The following is a 17,363-nucleotide window of genomic DNA, read 5'->3' on the forward strand; positions in this document are numbered from 1 at the left end:
TGCCACAGGAAGTGGCGCTCTTAGTCTTTGATCTTATGATCGAAAAGTTACCTTTGAAAATCGCATGTCTCTGCCGGAGGCTTTATTTAGGAGAAGTGCTCCACATCTGCTAAATAATCCTATTCGTAGACATGGAAGAGCATTAATTCATGAATTTGTTTTGTAATGTCATTTATGACTTTCAAATCTGGATGGTTTCCTTGCCAATCAATGCTTCCATCCTTATTATAAATTGCATGATATTTTGTTCCTTGGAAGTAAAAAGAAAAGCTCCAACCGGGAATTTTGCTGCTTTTATATAAAGGCTTCCATTGAAAATGTGAGATCATCGTAAGCTCCCCTTAGCTTGAATTTGACGTCTAGCTTAATCGCCTAGCCAGTTTTCACCTCGAATAGGCTTCAGTGAATATCTTGCGAAAAGTTTTACTTTGAGCAGCTCGAGGTCACAAGCCAATCCCCCAAGAAGGTCAAAGAGCGACCTTCATGCTGGATCGTCTTGTGCTGGTCGGACTTGCACAGGGCAAGGAAAGCCTCGGTTGCATAATCATCGCACGAAGAAAATGCATAGCATTTTCGAGGAAGTGCTGACATCGACGTTTGCCACAGGACGTGGCAGTAGTTAGTCGATGTTCCGCTCTCAAGGCGCTTAAGCTTTTGTTCCTTCCATTATAAGGAGTTTGGTTAAATTTTCAAGTCCTTTTTGTCGAATATGTGGCTCATTAAATACCATCGGTTTTGAATTAATTTCGTAAATAAAAATCGTTCCATCCTCAGAACGACCAAGGTCAATTGAGAACTCTCCGATAAAATCACCTGTTTCGTCTACAAGCGCTTTTCCAATTTCAAACACAAGCTTTTGCAAAATTGCTTTGTTGAATCGAGGGCGAACTAATTGATAGGGAATAATCGACCCACCATTAGGGACATGTGTAGTCACTTCATTTTCACCGGCAACTCTTACTCCGATGCCGCTAATGAAATGTCCATTCTCACGATAATGACATAAAATTCGCAAATCATATCGTTTACCTTCAAAGCTGTCTGCTTGAACGGCTTTCTGTATTAGATAGTTATTTTTTTCAAAATCATCCTTATACTTCTCCCAAAATGAAGAGAGTGTTGGGTAGCTTTGTTTTCCATGTGGTGTTTCTACTATAAATCCTTTTTTATATTTTCTAAGTCTGTAAAGATTAATTCCTTTATGTCCTGTTGAGCTTTTTATATAGAGGATTTGATGTTTTGCTATCATTTCTTCGAGGTCGTTTTTTTCTTCGAGAAGAGTCGTCTCTGGAAGAAATCGCTGAACAAAATCACTCTTCTTTAATATTTGATAAACCTCCCATTTTGAAAAAAAGTACGGATTAAAAAAGGGAATTTCATTCATTTTTAAAAAAGAAACTACGTCAGTAAAAGTCTGCGCTTCCTCCATATGTCGGTATGGAATTCGATTATACACAGCATTTGGAAGGGGAGTTCGTAATTTGATCCATTTTTGTAATGGTTGATAAAAGGTAAAGGCTTCCACTGAATGTCGCCGTATTGAATGTGGGGTAATGACAATTCCTAATGCACCATTTTTCTGTAAAGATAACAGAATTCTTTTCAGTACCTTGAAATTTCCAATAATGGTATTGTCTTTTGAGGTGCCAGTTAGTATAGCTATGACTGGCCCAACTATATTTCCATTTTTATTAACAGAAAAAGGGAGCGATTGCTCTAAGCTGCCCCCAATGTAAGAAATGATTGATTTTGTCTTTCCAAAGAAAAGTCCATTTGCTTCCTCACATTGATACCATGTCTGTGTTTCAATGTGATAATAAATGGTGCTCATTTGAAAACTTCCTCTGGGGCATGAATTGTTGTTTCAGTTAAATAAACGGCATATTGTAACGGAAGCCTGCTTGAGAGCTTATCATATTTTCTCAGCTTTGGATGTGAAAAAATTGATCGACCAGGCTTTGAGTTTGCTTCGAATAGCCACACACTTCCATTTTTATCGACACCTAAATCAAATCCAAGCTCACCAATATTTCCTTTTTGTCTAGAATCAATGACTTCACTTAGCAAAAGTGCCGCCTGTTTCAAAGAATCGGTAACTTTCTTACATTCTGCGACATCCGGAAAAATCTCTGTGAGTGTACGAACGGCACCTCCATTATTTAGATGTGTTGTCACACTACCGCGTCCAGCGATTTTACCTGCCATCACACTGACCTGCCATTTGCCTTTTTCATCTTTATTTGTATGGATCCTAAAATCAATTGTTTTATGGTCACTTCGAAGCAAATGGATTCCTTGTTGGACAATATAATGCTCCAATCGTTTGTTGCGGAAATGGGTATTAATAAATGATTCAATGGAAGAAAAACGTTGAAGACGATTTTTCCCATCCTTGTCACGATAGCGACAATAATATCTTTGCGTTTCCCGGTCAAGTAGAACTTGATATATGCCTAAACCAAGACTGCCGTTCGCAGGCTTAATGTAAACATGCTGATATTTTGATAGCATACGCTCAATTAAAGTAAAGGTCGGACTTTTATGAGTTTCTGGTAAATACGTTGCAACGCGATGATCGCCCTCTAATAGCTGGTGAATTTCCCATTTATCAAAAAATCCAGGATTAAACCACGGTATTAAGTACTCATGATGCAAACGTTGTTTGATTTCGCGTAAGGCTTTATGTTTTTCCGTTCGGCGGTTTGGAAGGCGGTCATAGACTACATTAGGAAAGGGGACTTCAATCGTTTCCCAGCCATTATGATTATGAAAAAGTCCATGAATGGTCCCTTTATCCCAATCAATATGTTTTGCACCAAAAATAAAAACATATGCTCCAACTGCTCTTTCCTGAGCCAAAAGCTTTGCAAAGAATAAGGTTCGATCTCCAATTGGTCGAATCATAGACTCACTAAAACCTGCAGTGAAAATCCCTACTAGTGGCCCAATGTAAAGATTATCTTCATGGACAAAAACCTGTGTTGTACTTGTGTATGGGATATTTAACGCTGAAAATAGATCCTCTGACATTTTAATTTCTTGACTATCTACTTGGATGACCTCACAATCACAGGAGGATGTTCCAAAAAGAATATGTTTGATAGTTGTTTTTAATTGGATGGTTTTAGGAACATACACTTTTCCGTTTTCTCCATGTGTAATTTTAAGCGGCAACGGTGCTCGCATTTTTTTCCACTCCTTTAACCCCTATGAAGATGGAGGCAATATTGTAATAGTGTTGTATAAAGGGCATCTTCTTTTTCTGGACTGGTTTCTAAAATAACCTTTCTCCCTGGCTTTGAATTTGTATCTAAAATCCAGATGGCACCATCATTTGTAAGACCTAAATCAACTCCTATTTCGAACAGAGGTTCAAACTGTTCTTCTAGCACATCAGGTAGCCTATTAATAATTGTATGAATGTTATCCGAAAGTAATTGCTTTTGATGAAAAGACATGTTTTCTGTCCAGCTTTCAAAAGAATGTGTTTCTCCGCCGCCACCCAAATTTGAAATGAGATGATCCGGTAATCCTTGGCGAATTCCGCGGCCCTGCTCAATCCATTTTCCTTCGCCGTTTTTTTGAAGTAATATTCGAATATCAAAAGGACGATTCTCTTCATCATGTAGTCGCAAATAGGTTTGTAATAAATACGGTTGACTGGTAATAACGGAATCAATCCACTTTTTTAAATCCCCTCTAGTCGTAAATTGCTTCTTTTTTAGGAGTTTATCGTCTTTATAGATGACTTCTACATAATTACGATAAAGAAAAAGACCAATAATTCCTTTTCCCATGGATCCTTTCTCTGGCTTTAGGATGATTTTATGCTCTTTCATTAAGGTGCGTAGAATGGCAGAAGAGGAGAGAGCTTTCTCAGTAGAAGGGATATATGGTGATAATTCCTGATCTTGAAGTAAAGTATTGTAAATCTCCCATTTATTTGGAAGACCTTTCCCTATAAAAGTAATGGATGGACGTAACTTTAACCAGTTCATGATTGGCTGACTTTTTTTAGAGACTTCATCATTCGAATAAAAGCAACGGTCATATAAATACAATGGAATTTCAAACATACCTTGTTCCCATTTATTTGTTGTGTGATTATATATTTCTCCACGAACCATTTCAGAGATAGGTTCAATCGATGTTGGAGTAAATCGATAAAGCTGTATCCCAAATTCAGGAGCACGACGGGCAAGTTCCGTTGCATAACCCCTTTCCTGGTTCGGATGAAGAGTAACAAAACCCAGTGAAATCATTAGACCCTCTCCTTTCTTAAATATCGGTTTTAATCTAAATTCGATAGAAAGACACAATGCTGTAATATCGCTTTTGCGCTTGGCCGAATTTTGGTAGATAGTTGATCTTGTTCCTGATTTTTCGATGGTTTCGTGTTGACCTCAAGAATCGTCGGTTTGCCATTTTCATCAAGCGCTATATCAATTCCTAACTCAGCAAATATTCCGTCATCCGTTCCATCGATAATCGATGCAACCTCTAGAGCAATTTCTTTCATTAACCTTTTAATATGGGGAATTTGTTTTACATCGAAGTTTTCGTTAAGGACTTTATGGACCTTTTGAATTTCTCCTCCTCTTGCAAGGTTTGAAACAAATTGATCCTGCGATGATACTCGTGCGATAACGGAGGTTAGCTTCCATTTTTCACTGGAGTGCTTTTGACATAGCACGCGAAAATCCAATGGTTTTTCATTGTAAAATAGAAGTGAAATACATTGCTGAACAATAAATGTATGTTGTTTTAGTCTTGAAAATAAGGATTGAAACAGAGCTGTAAAGCTTTGATGGACAGCCTCAATATCACCGGAGAAGGTTGTATAATCTAATAAATATTTGTCTTCATCCGTTTTATGGATTCGAAAAATATTTCTTCCTTGACTTCCATGGACTGGTTTTACAAAAACACATTCATATTTCTCGAGCATTTCAAAGAGAACATCCTTACTCGTTAACAGCTCCGTATCAGGGATATATGAATGAATATGCTCATTTTCCTTTAAGATTTCATGTACTTCCCATTTATTTAAAAAATGATCATTAAAATACGGTACATTGTTCATCTGCAATTCATTAGTAAAATCGATAAACTTTCGGGACTGTTCCCGTTTTCGAGAGTGAATCCGGTTGTGGACCACCTGTGGGTACGGGACAATTGACTTTTTCCATGTTCCATCTATACAGATATATCCATCATGGTTATAAAATGTATTTAAGGAAAAGACATAGAAAAATACTCCGATTTCGTTAGCATATAACGATATTTCTTCACAAAATTCTTCAATTGAACCAAGTGAAACTTGATTGTTTTTATCGATTACCTCTGTTAAAAGTCCGACGATTGGACCAATTTCAAGTTTTTTATTTGATTTTTTAAAGAGGGTAATAGAAAAATTTTCACTAGGAAGCTGTAATTCATTTAATATGAAGTCAGTACATTGAATCACTGGCTCGCTCTCATTAATAGATACGATTTCAACGATAATACTATTCCTGCTACAGGTTAATTCAATTTTCTGTTCGTTTTGTAAGCCAAACTCCTTGAAGATGATGTCACTCATTTTTATTTGCAAAGGGGAAACCTGTTTGTTGGTAACAGGAATCACCTCGATAATAATTTTTTCCGTCATCCTGATAACCCCATTTGCGTAACTTGACGTATAAACACTATAATTGATAAGGTGGTACTTCAATTGGGAAATTCTATTTAAATTAGTTAGGAAAGTTTAAAATTTCGTACTTAGTTTTCGATGTCTAGCTCCGGGCGCATCGGGTCTAGGTCACAAGTCAATCGCTTCTGAAGGCAAATTGCGCCTTCTGTCAGCGCTTTTCTTGTGCTTATCGCATATATGTGTGCGCCATGCATTACTTCATAGGCGAATGTCTGATATCGTATCGTATGAAAAAACAGATTAAACTGTGACTTGGTTAAAGTTCATTTTTAAAGGGTGATTGATTGTATGAATGTATTTTTAATGATCATATTTATGATGGTGGTTGGAGCCATCATTGGGGGAGCAACGAATCATCTGGCAATTAAAATGCTGTTTCGGCCATATAAAGCCATCTATATTGGTGGAAAACGTCTTCCTTTTACGCCAGGTTTAATCCCAAAGCGAAGAGATGACCTGGCTTTTCAAATGGGAAGGACCGTAGTAGAGCATCTTTTAACACCTGAAAGCCTAAAGCAGAAACTAAGAGACGAAAGCTTTGTCAGTACGATCGAAGGCTGGGCGAAGGAAGAGGTTGACAAGCTACTTGAGTCTGAAAAAAATTTCAACGAGCTTGCAGAGCATCTAGGAATACATAATCTTGATGAAGTGGCAGAGGAAAAACTAATTAACTTCATTGAACTGAAATGTGTAAAACTTTTAGATGAAATGGTATCGAAAGAAATCGGGTATGTCATTCCTGAGGAACTGCTTGCAAAAATTGAAATGAAGTTTCCAGAAGTGGCGGAATTTATCACGGAAAAAGGCATTGAGTATTTCGAAAGTGAAGAAGGAAAACAACGTCTAAAAAGAATGATTGACGATTTTCTGTCGACCCGGGGAATGCTTGGAAATATGGTGCAAATGTTTTTAGGGAACACAAGCTTAATTGATAAAATTCAACCGGAAATTGTAAAATTCCTGAGAAATCCGGGTACAAAGGAGCTATTACATTCTTTAATTGTAAAAGAGTGGAATAAGGTTAAAGCCTGGGAGGTTAATAGAGTTGTCGAACAGGTAGGCTCAGAAAAAATTCTTTCCTTCTTAAAGGAGCAGACTTTAAACATCATTCCTGTTAAGAAATATCTCGCAACTCCTGCGAATGTGGTATTACTACCTTATAAAGACCAAATCCTTCAGACTATCATCCCTAAAGGAATTGAAATGGTAGGCGATTTTGTCGCAAATCGAGTTGAGAAAATGATGAAAAGCCTTAAGTTAGAGGATATTGTAAAGGAGCAGGTTGGTGCGTTTCCTGTAGAACGCTTGGAGGAAATAGTATTAGGCATCTCAAAACGAGAATTAACGATGATTACGTATTTAGGGGCATTGATTGGTGGAATCATCGGTATTTTTCAAGGTATTATTGCACAGTTCTTTTAAGCAAAATTTCCTTTATCGCATATGTTAAATAATATCCTTGATTTTGCGGTTAAGGATGAATTCTGTGGAAATGTTTGGTATAGTGGAAAAGAGCCATTTTTCCTCGCAGTAAATCTGGAAAAGGAGGTAGGTAAAATGGGTGTAAATTTATATGATGTTGCGTATGGAGTTGAAAAGGCGATTCGTGAGAGCGATGAGTTTAAGCAACTAAAGCAATTATATGATCAAGTCAATAATGACGAAGGTGCAAAGAAATTATTTGAAAGCTTCCGAAACATACAATTATCCCTTCAACAAAAACAGATGATGGGTGAAGATATTTCACAAGAAGAAGTAGAGCAAGCTCAACGACAAGTAGCACTTGTTCAACAACATGATACGATTGCAAAGCTAATGGAAGCTGAGCAACGTATGAGCGTTGTTATCGGTGAACTAAACCAAATCATGCTTAAGCCACTGGAAGAAATATATGGCAGCATGGACCAACAATAATGATTAAAAGAACCCTCGCATTGGCGGGGGTTCTTTTTGGTTTCGTTCGTTCATGTGAAACCTAATGTTCTAATCAGTTTTATTTTTTCATAACCATATATATAGGGACAGCAACAGCGAGAAGGAGGACTGCGCATATGTATAGGTTACTAGCAATAAATGTTGATGGAACATTACTGCGCCCAAACGGTCGGCTTCAAAGTGGAACGAAGGAAGCCATTGATTACGTCCGAGCAAAGGAAGTTTATGTGACCCTTGTAACAAGGCGCCATTTTGCATCGACGAAAAAAATAGCCAAAGCATTAAAGCTAAATTCAACCTTAATTACGCATAATGGAGGATTCATCAGCAAAAATCTAGATGATCCTATTTTTGTAAAACGCATATCTGAAGAGAAAACATTTAACATTGTCCAGGTATTAGAAAACTTTAAGTGTAGCATCCGCCTCCAGCATGAGAAGTTTTCAATTGGTAATCGCATGAGGTTCCCTGGTAACCTTATCGCAAAAGCGATGTTTGGCTCAGGCGATCCACTCTTTTATCCAATGCAGTTTGTCGATTCACTAGGTGATTATTTAACAGACAATCCTGTAGAGCCACCAAAAATTGAAGTCTATTCACAAAGTGAGGATGAACTGGTGACGATCAAAGAAACGATCAATAAGCACTTTCAGGACATCCAAGTCGATTTAACTGAACCACATAAGCTAGAAATCACACCATTCGGAGTTACTAAGCTTAATGGTCTAAAAGTTTTAGCCAAACATTTGGATATCCCATTACATGAAACAGTAGTCATCGGTGATTCACCTGATGATATTGAAATGATTCATTCGGCTGGGTTAGGAGTTGCGATGTGGAATGCACCAAAGGAAGTCAAATTTGCCGCCGACTGGGTAACTCGTTCCAACAATATGAATGGCGTCTCCTACATGATTAAAGAGCATTTCCGAAAGCAGCAAAGAATTGATTTCCTAAAACAAATTAAGATTGAAAAATAAAGTTGTTAACCTCCACTGTTTGTGGGGGTATTTTAATTGGGAAAAATGCTAAAATCTTTAGAACTGAAATAAAAACGATAAAACTGAAATAAAATCGATAGATCCAAAATAAAACCGATAGGAACTAATTATTATAGACAAGTACATAATCGCCAACTAAAAACCAACCAAAATTCTCATATTGATTAAAAAACGTACATTCTGTACACTTAAGAAAGCTGTTAACTAATTCAGTAGAAGTTCCATACTTCTACTGAATAAAGTTAATGCCTCCGGCGGATGCCACGATTTTTTAAAGGGAATTTTTCGAGCATGCTCGAAAAAAATCGGGCGCAAATACGCCAAGGTGTATTTGATTAAATGAAAAGGTGATACAAACAATGCGTATTTTGTTCAAAGGGCTTGATGATGAAGGGTTTATTCGACCTATACAGTTCATTACAAATCTATTTTTTGAGGAAAGTGAACTTTCAATCACAGAGCTAGAAGATCCTGAGCTATTAGTAGACTTTCAATATGAATATGACAATCCTATCATTACCACATATGCAAAACTGACTGATATGAAGTCGGGCAATAAATACGAAGGTAGCTTTAGTAAGGAGTTTCCGCCGTTTGAAAATGAAAAAGAACTATTTAAAAAGATTAAAAATGCCGTTTCACATGTCTATGTAATGGTTATGCAAGACTTTACAGGAATCACCCAACCATGGGGAATGCTTACAGGCGTCCGTCCAACAAAGCTTTTACACAAAAAGATCCAACAAGGCGTGTCACCAGAGGTGGCCCACAAACAATTAAAAGAAGATTATTTAATTACCGATGAAAAGCTCGAATTAATGCGACAAATTGTCGACCGTCAGCTCACAATGGTTCCTGATTTATATCAACTTCAAAATGAAGTAAGTATCTATATTGGGATTCCTTTTTGCCCAACGAAATGTGCTTATTGTACATTCCCTGCTTATGCAATCAATGGAAGACAGGGTTCAGTAGATTCTTTCCTTGGTGGTCTTCACTTCGAGATGCGAGAAATAGGGCGTTGGTTAAAAGAGAACAATATCAAAATAACCACGGTCTATTACGGTGGTGGAACCCCAACAAGCATTACAGCACAAGAGATGGACATGCTGTACGAAGAAATGTATCAGTCCTTCCCAGATGTTAAAAATATTCGAGAGATTACTGTTGAAGCGGGTAGACCTGACACCATAACCTCGGAAAAACTGGATGTCCTAAAAAAGTGGAATATTGACAGAATCAGTATTAATCCACAGTCCTATATTCAGGAAACATTAAAAGCAATAGGTCGTCATCACACTGTAGATGAAACGATAGAGAAATTTCATTTAGCACGAAACATGGGAATGAATAATATCAATATGGACTTAATCATTGGCCTTCCTGGTGAAGGAGTGGAAGAGTTCAACTATACACTTTCTGAAACAGAAAAGCTTATGCCTGAGTCATTAACCGTTCATACTTTGTCCTTTAAACGTGCATCTGAAATGACACGAAACAAGCAAAAGTATAAGGTTGCAGGTCGTGATGAAATAACGGATATGATGAACAATGCTTCTACATGGACTAATAAACATGGCTATGTACCTTACTATTTATATCGAATGAAGAACATTCTAGGAAACCTAGAAAATGTAGGTTATTCTCTGCCAGGGCAAGAGAGCATTTACAATATTATGATTATGGAAGAAATGCAAACGATTATTGGCCTAGGCTGTGGAGCAGCTAGTAAATTTGTTGATCCAGTTACAGGGAAAATTACTCAGTTTGCAAACCCGAAGGATCCAAAGTCCTACAATGACAATTTTGTGGATTATACGAATAAAAAAATAACTATTTTAAACGAGCTTTTTGGAGTGGCAAAGGGGGTATAGGAAACTATGCCTCCTTCTTTTTAACTTAATTTAGTAGAAGTTCATCACTTCTGCTAAATTAAGTTAAAGCCTCCGGCGGATGCCACGATTTCTCAATGGAAATTTTTCGAATAGTAAGATCAAAGACATCTGAGTGGCTACGTCTTTATGACCCACTTCCTGTGGGCCTAAAAATCGGGCGCAAATATGCCAAGGCATATTTGATTGGATAAAAATAAAGGTTTTTTCTTCTTTATATGGAATTATTCATGTATTGGACCTCATAAAGATTAAAAGACTCCTTTTTCGGTAATGTAAACGCTTTCTATAATTTTTCTATTATATTTACCCACAATAAATGTACCCAAAATAAGAGCAAACCCTTAAATTAGGAGGGATAACGATGACAGCACGTTATTTACAAGATGAACATCAAATTTTTCGAGATGCTTTTCGTAAGTTCCTGGAAAAAGAAGCCTACCCCTTTTATAACGTTTGGGAAAAGGACAGGATGATTCCTCGCTCTTTTTGGACGAAAATGGGGGAAAATGGCTTCCTTTGCCCATGGGTCGATGAAAAGTATGGAGGTTTTAACGCTGATTTTGCCTATTCTGTGATCATTAATGAAGAGCTTGAACGAGTTGGGGCAAGCATGATTGGAATCGGTCTTCATAGTGACATCGTGGTTCCTTATTTGAACGAATATGGAACAGAGGAACAAAAACAAAAATGGCTCCCAAAATGTATTTCAGGTGAAATCATTACAGCAATTGCAATGACAGAGCCAGGTACTGGATCTGATTTGGCGGGGATTAAAACTACTGCCATAAGTAAGGGTGACCATTATATTGTCAATGGTCAGAAAACATTTATCACAAACGGTATTCATGCCGATTTGGTCGTTGTTGTATGTAAAACAGATCCGAAAGCAAAACATAAAGGAATTAGTTTGCTTGTAATTGATAGGGATACTCCTGGATTTTCAAGAGGGAGGAAGCTTGATAAGGTAGGTCTCCATGCCCAAGATACGGCAGAGCTTATTTTTGAAGATGCAATAGTGCCTGCTGAAAACCTCATCGGAATGGAAGGAAAGGGCTTTTATTACTTAATGCAGCAACTTCAACAGGAACGCTTGATTGTAGCAATATCGGCTCAAATCGCAGCCGAGACAATGCTAAAGCTAACCTTGAAATATGTAAAAGAACGAGAGGCTTTTGGAAAATCGATTAGTAAATTCCAACATATTCAATTTAAACTTGCCGAAATGGCAACTGAAATCGAGATTGGTAGAACGTTTTTAGATGATTTAATTGAACAACATATTGCAGGGAAGGATGTGGTGACAAAAGTTTCAATGGCAAAATGGTGGTTAACCGATATGGCTAAAAAGGTAGCTGCAGAATGTATGCATCTCCATGGTGGCTATGGATATATGGAGGAATACGAGATTGCTAGAAGGTATCGCGATACTCCTGTATCGGCTATTTATGCAGGTACAAATGAAATTATGAAAACGATCATTGTGAAAAAGATGGGGCTATAATTTTTAAAAAATAATATTGAAGTGAGGGAAAAAATTATGATGAATGTACCATTGCTGGTTTCTTCAATGCTCGAGCGCGCGGAAAGGTATTTTCCAAAGAAAACCGTTGTTTCGAGAACTTCAACAGGAATTGTAACCCATACTTATAAAGAGATAGGAGAGCGAACAAGGAGATTATCAAGTGCCTTAGAAAAAATAGGCGTGGAGAAAGGTGACCGTGTTGGAACGCTAGCATGGAATCATCATCGTCATCTTGAAGCTTATTTTGCCATACCTGGAATTGGAGCAATCTTGCATACAATTAACATTCGTCTTTCACCTGCGCATATTACCTATATCATCAATTATGCTGAGGATAAGGTATTACTTTTTGACGAAGACCTACTCCCATTATTAGAAAAAGTAAAGGACCAATTAAAATCAGTTGAAGCCTATGTCATCATGACGGATAAAGATGAATTGCCTGAATCAACCTTAGAACCCCTTTATCATTATGAGAAAATCGTAAGTGAAGGAAATCCTATATTTGAATTTAAGAAAGATCTAGATGAAAACGATCCGGTAGGAATGTGCTATACATCTGCAACAACCGGTAATCCAAAAGGGGTAGTCTATTCTAACCGCGGAGTTGTGTTGCATAGTATGGCGCTAGGCCTTGCTGATAGCTCTGGATTATCGGAAAGCGATATTGCGATGCCAGTTGTTCCGATGTTCCATGTAAATGCCTGGGGATTGCCATTTGCTTCGGTGTGGTTTGGAACAACACTCGTTATGCCGGGCCCATATTTTACTCCAAAGATTTTAGCTGAACTAATAGATTCCGAGAAAGTAACAATGACAGCTGGAGTACCAACAATCTGGCTGGGACTTCTTAATGAATTAGAGCAAGGAAACTACGATACAAGCAGTTTAACCCGTATCCTATGTGGTGGATCAGCAGCTCCAAAAGGGCTCATTAAAGCCTTTGAATCAAAATATAAAATTCCTTTTATCCATGCATATGGGATGACTGAAACAACACCCCTTGTTGTTTTATCTCGTCTAAAAAGCTACCAAAATGATCTTTCAGAAGAAGAAAAATTAGAGATTCGGTCGAAACAAGGGTCTCTCGTACCTCTAGTTGAAATGAAGGCTATTGGAGCGCACGGAGAGGTTGCCAATGACGGAAAAGAAATGGGGGAGCTCCTTTTAAGAGGAAATTGGATTGCTGATGAGTATTACAAGGATGAGCGAACTAACGAAGCATTTCGTGATGGATGGCTTCATACTGGAGATGTTGTCACAATCGATGAAGAAGGAGTTGTGAAGATTGTTGACAGAACAAAAGATTTAATCAAGAGCGGTGGAGAATGGATATCCTCTGTCGATATTGAAAATGCACTCATGGCTCATGATGCCGTTTTCGAAGCGGCCGTTATCGCAGTCCCACATGAAAGATGGCAGGAACGCCCGGTGGCATGTGTTGTATTAAAGGATGCTGCAAAGGAGCAAACCACAAAGGAAGAGTTGTTCGAGTTTCTAAAGCCACAATTTGCTAAATGGTGGTTACCAGATGATATCATCTTCATGGATGAAATTCCGAAAACATCGGTAGGAAAGTTTTTGAAGAGGGCATTAAGGGATCAATTACAGGACCATTTGTCACAAATAAAATAAACTTGTCAGGTCTAAATCTGGAGATTAAATAGGGATGGCAATCCCGAAAACCCTGTAAAAAGCTCGCAAACCTATGTAAAGTGTTTTGTAACTGGATAAATTCAGGAAATAAAAAACGTGCAAACTCCGTAAAGAGGTTTACATCTGGATAAAAACTAGGAGAGATTCGGAAAAAAAGCCATCCAAAGTTTTTTGGATGGCCTAATTTTAGAAAACGGTTTCAATTAGATTGATATAATTGTATAATATTAGTAACACCATTTAAGGGGGATTACAAATGACAACCGAACAAGTTGAAAAAGTGTTTCTACATATTGAAGAGCGAGTAGCATACCTTACTCTTAATCGCCCAAATGCATTAAATTCAATGGATTTTGACATGTTAAATGAGATTTTACATAGTTTAAAGGCAATAGCAGCCAATGATGAAGTGGATATCCTTGTGTTAGCAGGAAGTGGACGTGCATTTTCAGCTGGCGGAGATATTAAAACAATGTTAAGTTCCACAGATGATAGTGTTTTTGAACATGTAATGGAACTTATATCTGAAATAACGAAAACGCTCTATCTATTGCCGAAACTAGTAATCAGTGCAATTCACGGACCAGCAGCGGGACTAGGTTTGAGCTTTGCACTAGGTGCTGACTATATTATTGCAGATCGACTATCAAACATTGCCATGAATTTCATCCGTATTGGCCTAATTCCAGATGGAGGGGCACATTTCTTCCTTGAAAAAAGACTTGGTGAAGCAAAAGCTAAGCATGTTATTTGGGAAGGAAAGCAATTGTCACCTGGGGAAGCTTTGCATATTGGGCTAATTGATGAGGTTGCCGAGGAAGAACTGCAAACTGCTGTCATTCATAAGATCAAAAAGTGGAAAAAGAGACCAATACTAGCTATGATTCAAACCAAATCACTTTATAATCAAATGCACTTACCAGAGCTTGAAAAAATACTAGAATTAGAAAAACAAGGTCAGAAGGCAATGAGAAAGACAAAGGACCACGGCGAAGGTATTCAAGCATTTTTAGAAAAAAGAAAACCAATATTTACTGGTGAATAAAGAAGCAAGTCCCGCTGAAAGTACGGCGGGGCTTTCTTCATAAAAATGCACCCCAATCGGAGTGCTCGACTATCGATGAAACAACACTAAATTTCCAGCTGAGCTCGTGCACCGGTGGGTTGTTTCTAAATAATTTTTTTCTTTAAGGATTTTCTCTCCTGTTTCCTTTGCTTCTTTTTCACTAGCCGCTTCAAATGATTCCTCAAGCAATTTTTCTCCCGTTTTATCAAACACAGTTAATACATAATTCATGTCAGTTACCCTCCCATAATAAGTTGAAAATTCTGATACTTAAAGTGTAGAGTATAGCTTGTCTTCTCGCAACATAAAACCAGTAAACAAATGTGGTATGATATTTTGGTGAAACTTTTTCGTAACATAATCGTATAAACAACTGGAGAAGGAGGGGTCGATATGACATTACAGCTAGAACATGTGACAAAACGATTCGGTAGCTTTACTGCTGTTGATAATCTATCAATCGAAATTCCTGAACGCGAAATGTTCGGATTTCTTGGTGCAAATGGAGCTGGAAAGACCACAACATTCAGGATGATATTAGGTTTATTGGATGCAACTGATGGAAAAATTAGTTGGGATGGGAAAAAAATCAATTATGATACAAGCCACTTGATCGGGTATCTGCCGGAGGAAAGAGGTCTATATCCGAAAATGAAGGTACGTGATCAACTTGTATACTTGGCAAGACTACGAGGTATGCAGAAACAAGATATTTTAAAACAAATTGATTATTGGCTAGAGCGATTTAAGGTTCCTGAATATGCAACAAAAAAGGTTGAGGAACTTTCAAAAGGAAACCAGCAAAAAATCCAGTTTATCGCTTCTGTAATACATAAACCAAAGCTTCTTATTCTTGATGAGCCATTCAGTGGACTAGACCCTGTGAATGTCGAACTTTTAAAAGAGGCTGTTGTGGATTTAAAAAATTCAGGAACCTCAATTGTGTTTTCCAGTCACCGTATGGAGCATGTTGAGGAATTATGTGAGCATTTATGCATCATGCACCATGGTAAACCAGTTGTACATGGATCATTAAAGGAAATAAAGCGCTCATTTGGAAAGAAAAATGTCATTGTACATGCTGATTTTGATATTAGTCATTTAAAAACATTAGCAGGCGTTACAAAGTCAAAGGAAACTGCAGAAGGACTTAATTTACAGGTTGAAAGTGAAGAGATATCACAAAAAATCCTTGATTCAATTGCAGGAAAAGGTTTTGTTCGAAAGTTTGTATTAGAAGAACCTTCCTTAAATGATATTTTTATCGAAAAGGTAGGTGCTTCGTATGAGTAAATTTTGGATTATCCTATTTCACACATATGTGAGTAAATTAAAGACAAAATCCTTTATAATCACTACCCTTATAACTGCACTCATTATTTTTGGTCTTGCAAACATTCAAACCATCATTGAAAAATTTGATGAAGATGAAACAAGCCATATTGCTGTTCTAACCGAGTCAGATAGTCTTTATCAAGCATATGAACAAACTTTAACAGCAATGTCTAGTGATATCGTTATTGAAAAAATAGACGAAACTGAAGAGCAAGCAAAAGATCTAGTAACAGCTGAAGAAATTACTGGATATCTCATTTTGACAGAGACGTCTGAAGGACTACCAGAGGGGGTATATAAAGCCCCGTCGATTACTGATTCGGAAATCACTGGTCAGCTTGAACAAGCTCTTCAACAATTGAAGGTGACAATCGCAACGACAAAAGCGGGATTATCTTCTGAGCAGATAAATGAACTATATGCTCCTGTTCAATTTGAAAAACAAGCTCTTGAGGAAAATGCAAAATCTGAGGAAGAACTAAATCAAGCGCGTGGCCTAGTATATGTCCTTTTATTTGTTATCTATTTTGCAGTCATCATGTACGCAAATATGATTGCAATGGAGGTTGCGACTGAAAAATCATCCCGTGTAATGGAAATTCTCATTTCAAGTGTTTCCCCGATTAAGCAAATGTTTGGGAAAATCCTTGGTATTGCTTTATTAAGCTTAACCCAGTTTGCTGTCATTTTAGCGGTTGGATATGGTTCCTTAAAGCAAAGCATGAGTGGAATGGAAGGCGGATTTTTTGAAGTGTTTGGCTTTGGAGATCTACCGGTTTCAACTTTTGTATATGCCGGAGTTTTCTTCATTTTAGGCTATTTCCTATTTGCAACACTTGCTGCCTTTTTAGGTTCATTGGTAAGTCGTATTGAAGATGTTCAACAAATGATTACCCCGATGACCTTATTAATTGTCGCTGCATTTATGATTGCAATGTTTGGCCTAACAAAACCTGAATCATCTGTGATTACCGTTACTTCATTTATTCCGTTTTTTGCACCAATGATCATGTTCCTTCGTGTGGGGATGCTAACACTACCAACCTGGGAAATCGCACTATCAATCGGAATACTAGTGCTAACCATTACGTTCTTAGCGATTTTCGGTGCACGAGTTTACCGAGGAGGAGTCCTAATGTATGGAAAATCATCCTCCTTCAAAGACATTAAGAAAGCACTACAACTAACAAAAAATGATAAATAAGGTACCAGAGGGACGGTTCTTCTGGTTCCAATTTAACCGAGGGAGTGCAACCCTCGG

The 17,363-nt window shown here is 37.6% G+C and carries 15 protein-coding genes; 9 read left to right on the forward strand and 6 right to left on the reverse strand.

Annotated features, from left to right (window positions below):
* Window positions 1-119: 119 nt before the first annotated feature.
* The 5 genes from V7097_RS19510 to V7097_RS19530 all read right to left on the reverse strand — a co-directional run bounded on the left by V7097_RS19510 (window position 120) and on the right by V7097_RS19530 (window position 5,650).
* The gene (locus tag V7097_RS19510) at window positions 120-329 is read right to left on the reverse strand and encodes a YheE family protein (RefSeq protein ID WP_335705316.1); all 210 of its coding nucleotides are present in this window, start codon (window positions 327-329) and stop codon (window positions 120-122) included.
* Between the two features lie 317 nt (window positions 330-646).
* On the reverse strand, window positions 647-1,831 hold the full coding sequence (locus tag V7097_RS19515) for a YheC/YheD family endospore coat-associated protein (RefSeq protein ID WP_335705317.1): 1,185 nt from the start codon (window positions 1,829-1,831) through the stop codon (window positions 647-649).
* Complete coding sequence (locus tag V7097_RS19520; protein ID WP_335705318.1) at window positions 1,828-3,186, reverse strand: YheC/YheD family endospore coat-associated protein; 1,359 nt, start codon at window positions 3,184-3,186, stop codon at window positions 1,828-1,830. The genes V7097_RS19515 and V7097_RS19520 overlap by 4 nt, the downstream gene beginning before the upstream one ends.
* 14 nt (window positions 3,187-3,200) lie before the next feature.
* Window positions 3,201-4,262 carry a YheC/YheD family endospore coat-associated protein gene (locus V7097_RS19525; RefSeq protein WP_335705319.1) on the reverse strand — a complete coding sequence of 354 codons (1,062 nt, stop codon included), beginning with the start codon at window positions 4,260-4,262 and terminating at the stop codon, window positions 3,201-3,203.
* 29 nt (window positions 4,263-4,291) lie between these two features.
* Window positions 4,292-5,650, reverse strand: a complete 1,359-nt coding sequence (locus tag V7097_RS19530) for a YheC/YheD family endospore coat-associated protein (RefSeq protein WP_335705320.1) — start codon at window positions 5,648-5,650, stop codon at window positions 4,292-4,294.
* Between the two features lie 330 nt (window positions 5,651-5,980).
* Here V7097_RS19530 and V7097_RS19535 point away from each other — a divergent pair, with 330 nt between their 5' ends.
* From V7097_RS19535 to V7097_RS19565, 7 genes are all read left to right on the forward strand, one after another.
* Entirely contained in the window at window positions 5,981-7,114 is a 1,134-nt protein-coding gene (locus tag V7097_RS19535) for a DUF445 domain-containing protein (RefSeq protein WP_335705321.1), read from the forward strand.
* Between the two features lie 135 nt (window positions 7,115-7,249).
* Complete coding sequence (locus V7097_RS19540) at window positions 7,250-7,606, forward strand: YlbF family regulator (RefSeq protein WP_335705322.1); 357 nt, start codon at window positions 7,250-7,252, stop codon at window positions 7,604-7,606.
* Between the two features lie 137 nt (window positions 7,607-7,743).
* Entirely contained in the window at window positions 7,744-8,607 is an 864-nt protein-coding gene (locus tag V7097_RS19545) for a Cof-type HAD-IIB family hydrolase (RefSeq protein ID WP_335705323.1), read from the forward strand.
* Window positions 8,608-8,987: 380 nt separating this feature from the next.
* Complete coding sequence (locus V7097_RS19550; protein WP_335705324.1) at window positions 8,988-10,502, forward strand: coproporphyrinogen III oxidase; 1,515 nt, start codon at window positions 8,988-8,990, stop codon at window positions 10,500-10,502.
* A 382-nt stretch (window positions 10,503-10,884) separates the two neighbouring features.
* On the forward strand, window positions 10,885-12,024 hold the full coding sequence (locus tag V7097_RS19555) for an acyl-CoA dehydrogenase family protein (protein WP_335705325.1): 1,140 nt from the start codon (window positions 10,885-10,887) through the stop codon (window positions 12,022-12,024).
* 36 nt (window positions 12,025-12,060) lie between these two features.
* The gene (locus V7097_RS19560) at window positions 12,061-13,680 is read left to right on the forward strand and encodes a long-chain fatty acid--CoA ligase (RefSeq protein ID WP_335705326.1); all 1,620 of its coding nucleotides are present in this window, start codon (window positions 12,061-12,063) and stop codon (window positions 13,678-13,680) included.
* A gap of 277 nt (window positions 13,681-13,957) precedes the next feature.
* Entirely contained in the window at window positions 13,958-14,746 is a 789-nt protein-coding gene (locus tag V7097_RS19565) for an enoyl-CoA hydratase (RefSeq protein WP_335705327.1), read from the forward strand.
* Between the two features lie 69 nt (window positions 14,747-14,815).
* Here the strand turns inward: V7097_RS19565 and V7097_RS19570 are convergent, their stop codons facing one another.
* A complete protein-coding gene (locus V7097_RS19570; RefSeq protein ID WP_335705328.1) occupies window positions 14,816-14,998 on the reverse strand; it encodes a YhzD family protein in 183 nt (60 codons plus the stop codon).
* Between the two features lie 162 nt (window positions 14,999-15,160).
* On the opposite strand from V7097_RS19570, the gene V7097_RS19575 reads away from it, so the two are divergent.
* Both V7097_RS19575 and V7097_RS19580 read left to right on the forward strand, forming a co-directional pair.
* On the forward strand, window positions 15,161-16,060 hold the full coding sequence (locus tag V7097_RS19575) for an ABC transporter ATP-binding protein (protein WP_335705329.1): 900 nt from the start codon (window positions 15,161-15,163) through the stop codon (window positions 16,058-16,060).
* The gene (locus V7097_RS19580) at window positions 16,053-17,306 is read left to right on the forward strand and encodes an ABC transporter permease (protein ID WP_335705330.1); all 1,254 of its coding nucleotides are present in this window, start codon (window positions 16,053-16,055) and stop codon (window positions 17,304-17,306) included. The genes V7097_RS19575 and V7097_RS19580 overlap by 8 nt, the downstream gene beginning before the upstream one ends.
* Window positions 17,307-17,363: the final 57 nt, after the last annotated feature.

Source organism: Bacillus sp. JJ1562, assembly GCF_036962705.1.
Lineage (GTDB): Bacteria > Bacillota > Bacilli > Bacillales > Bacillaceae_L > Ferdinandcohnia.

Excerpts from the sequence above, each read along its gene's own strand:
- V7097_RS19510 (WP_335705316.1), bottom strand. The coding sequence starts at position 329 with ATGATCTCACATTTTCAATGGAAGCCTTTATATAAAAGCAGCAAAATT.
- V7097_RS19515 (WP_335705317.1), bottom strand. The coding sequence starts at position 1,831 with ATGAGCACCATTTATTATCACATTGAAACACAGACATGGTATCAATGT.
- V7097_RS19520 (WP_335705318.1), bottom strand. The coding sequence starts at position 3,186 with ATGCGAGCACCGTTGCCGCTTAAAATTACACATGGAGAAAACGGAAAA.
- V7097_RS19525 (WP_335705319.1), bottom strand. The coding sequence starts at position 4,262 with ATGATTTCACTGGGTTTTGTTACTCTTCATCCGAACCAGGAAAGGGGT.
- V7097_RS19530 (WP_335705320.1), bottom strand. The coding sequence starts at position 5,650 with ATGACGGAAAAAATTATTATCGAGGTGATTCCTGTTACCAACAAACAG.
- V7097_RS19535 (WP_335705321.1), top strand. The coding sequence starts at position 5,981 with ATGAATGTATTTTTAATGATCATATTTATGATGGTGGTTGGAGCCATC.
- V7097_RS19540 (WP_335705322.1), top strand. The coding sequence starts at position 7,250 with ATGGGTGTAAATTTATATGATGTTGCGTATGGAGTTGAAAAGGCGATT.
- V7097_RS19545 (WP_335705323.1), top strand. The coding sequence starts at position 7,744 with ATGTATAGGTTACTAGCAATAAATGTTGATGGAACATTACTGCGCCCA.
- V7097_RS19550 (WP_335705324.1), top strand. The coding sequence starts at position 8,988 with ATGCGTATTTTGTTCAAAGGGCTTGATGATGAAGGGTTTATTCGACCT.
- V7097_RS19555 (WP_335705325.1), top strand. The coding sequence starts at position 10,885 with ATGACAGCACGTTATTTACAAGATGAACATCAAATTTTTCGAGATGCT.
- V7097_RS19560 (WP_335705326.1), top strand. The coding sequence starts at position 12,061 with ATGATGAATGTACCATTGCTGGTTTCTTCAATGCTCGAGCGCGCGGAA.
- V7097_RS19565 (WP_335705327.1), top strand. The coding sequence starts at position 13,958 with ATGACAACCGAACAAGTTGAAAAAGTGTTTCTACATATTGAAGAGCGA.
- V7097_RS19570 (WP_335705328.1), bottom strand. The coding sequence starts at position 14,998 with ATGAATTATGTATTAACTGTGTTTGATAAAACGGGAGAAAAATTGCTT.
- V7097_RS19575 (WP_335705329.1), top strand. The coding sequence starts at position 15,161 with ATGACATTACAGCTAGAACATGTGACAAAACGATTCGGTAGCTTTACT.
- V7097_RS19580 (WP_335705330.1), top strand. The coding sequence starts at position 16,053 with ATGAGTAAATTTTGGATTATCCTATTTCACACATATGTGAGTAAATTA.